At 38.7% G+C, this 2,129-nt stretch carries 2 protein-coding genes; both read right to left on the reverse strand.

The features are described from left to right. Positions 1-61: 61 nt before the first annotated feature. Positions 62-799: an IS21-like element helper ATPase IstB gene (istB, locus tag QOS07_RS09140; protein WP_152702736.1), complete on the reverse strand. Its 738-nt coding sequence runs from the start codon at positions 797-799 to the stop codon at positions 62-64. A gap of 1 nt (position 800) precedes the next feature. After that, positions 801-2,024, reverse strand: a complete 1,224-nt coding sequence (istA, locus tag QOS07_RS09145) for an IS21 family transposase (protein ID WP_034997756.1) — start codon at positions 2,022-2,024, stop codon at positions 801-803. Positions 2,025-2,129: the final 105 nt, after the last annotated feature.

Consider the following 2,129-nt stretch of genomic DNA (forward strand, 5'->3'; position numbering starts at 1 on the left):
TGTCAAGGGCGGTTTTGAATTGTCGTTTTATGGCGGTTTAAAAATGTATGATTCGGGCGGTTTAAGAATTGACCGATGCCAAACGGTATGACTTCCCCTTGATCTTAATCACGTGTGAATGATAGACAAGGCGGTCCAAAATCGCCTCTGCAGTCGCAGTACTCTGGAGGATGGTTCCCCAACTTGATAATGGCACATTGGTCGTTATGATTGTTGATTTGCGCTCATAGCGGCCATTTATTAGTTGAAACAATAGTTTTGCTTCATCCGCCGTTATTGGTAAATAGCCTAATTCATCAATGATTAGTAGGTCATACCTCTCATACCGACGCATTACTCGTTCTAAATGTTGCTTTTCTTGTGCTGCCTTCAATCTAAGGATTAATTCATGACAATTAATAAATAGCGTTCGCACACCTTGCCGGCATGCTTCGATGCCGAGTCCAATTGATAGATGTGTTTTACCTACGCCAGGGCTACCAATAAAGATGATGTTCTCTTGATTATCCAAGAATGACATGGTCGCAAACTCGGCGATTTGCTGCTGGTTAATCGAAGGTTGGAATTGATAATTAAACTCATTTAGTTGCTTGATAATAGGAAATCTAGCGCGTTTGATCCTTCTCTTTAGGCTTTCCTGTTGCTGATAGGCGATCTCCTTATCCGTTAGTTCTAGTAGTGCTTCGCTAAAACTAATTTGACTGTCATTGACTTGTTGCCGATAATTCGCAATTGATGCAGCCATATTGTGTAAATTTAACTTCGTTAAATTATCGATAAGTTTTTGATACTGATTCATTTTACTCCCCAATCTGATCATAAATACTGAGGTTATTAAGCATATACTGGTCAATTTCTTCGTCTGTTTTATCTTCCATCAAATCACTTTTTAGAATGGCGTGTTTGTCGTGTGGATCATAATTAAACTGCTTATTAGTTAAATCATGTTTCTGGATTTCAACGCCTTGATAGAAAATATGAATAGCTTTACCATCAGTAGCTGGTTTAATTTCAACCTCTTTTCCGATATAATTAGGGGAAACAGAGTATTGATGGTTTTGAAATCTAATCATTGAATCTCGCGATACTTTTCTAGTCTGGACGCTGTCGAAGTACCTTGTGAGATCATAATTGAGAGACCGGAAATGCTCTTTTTCTTTTGCCCATAATTCAACTGGCTTCTGGTTATTACTTTGCGACTTCTCATGGTTAAGTCGTTGAGCTAATCGATTAACGATATCGTTCAAGTCATTGATGGTACTGAACTCGCCATCATAAGGTTTTAATCTTCCCATCGTTCTTGCCAAGGCCTCAACACAACCTTTGGTTTGTGGCCTAAATGGTCGACAAGCGATTGGGTGAAAGCCCGCATCATGACTAAATGATAGGAATCGTTCATTAAAGCGATGATGATGGAAATCACTCAATTTATGGTCAACGACAGTTGACATATTATCAAACCAAATTTCTTTAGGAATTCCACCAGTATCCTTAAAGGCTTCAAATAAGCATTTGAATAAAGTATCCTGCTTCTGATCTAGAGTTAATCTTAAGAACTTAAATTTTGAATAGGGTAAGACATACAAGAAAATACTGAAAGTATGTGGAACACCGTTTCGGTCAGTCATGGTAACTCGTTCTTTCCAATCGACTTGAGCACTTAAGCCGATCGTATGCTCAACCCTAATCGTTGCTTTCTTAGTTTGCACTTTACGAAACCGACGACAATAGTCTTTGACGATTGTGTATTTACCAGTAAAGCCTTTTTCAACGATAAAGTCATAAATCGATTTGGCAGAACATCCGGCAGTGTATTTATCCTCAATGATATCTTGATATCCGTCTAGCTTACTACGACGGCTTCGTCGCTTCCTAACGACTGTTGTTTCACCACTCTGAGCTCTTAAATATGCCGCTTTTACAGTTCGTGGATCAACACCATATTGTCGTGCAATAGCGGAGTAATTTGGTTTTATCTTCTCTAACACAAAATATCTCATCCTTTCATAAACGTCTTTTCGCATACTCATCACTTCCTCAAAAGATTGATAAAGTGAGTATACAAAAAATGCAGGAAAACCGACAATTTTAAACCGCCGATTTCCTACATTTTACAGCCGCCCTCTACA

Source organism: Limosilactobacillus viscerum (assembly GCF_947387525.1).
Lineage (GTDB): Bacteria > Bacillota > Bacilli > Lactobacillales > Lactobacillaceae > Limosilactobacillus > Limosilactobacillus viscerum.

Coding starts and splice junctions, on each gene's coding strand:
- istB (WP_152702736.1), bottom strand. CDS start 799: ATGAATCAGTATCAAAAACTTATCGATAATTTAACGAAGTTAAATTTA.
- istA (WP_034997756.1), bottom strand. CDS start 2,024: ATGCGAAAAGACGTTTATGAAAGGATGAGATATTTTGTGTTAGAGAAG.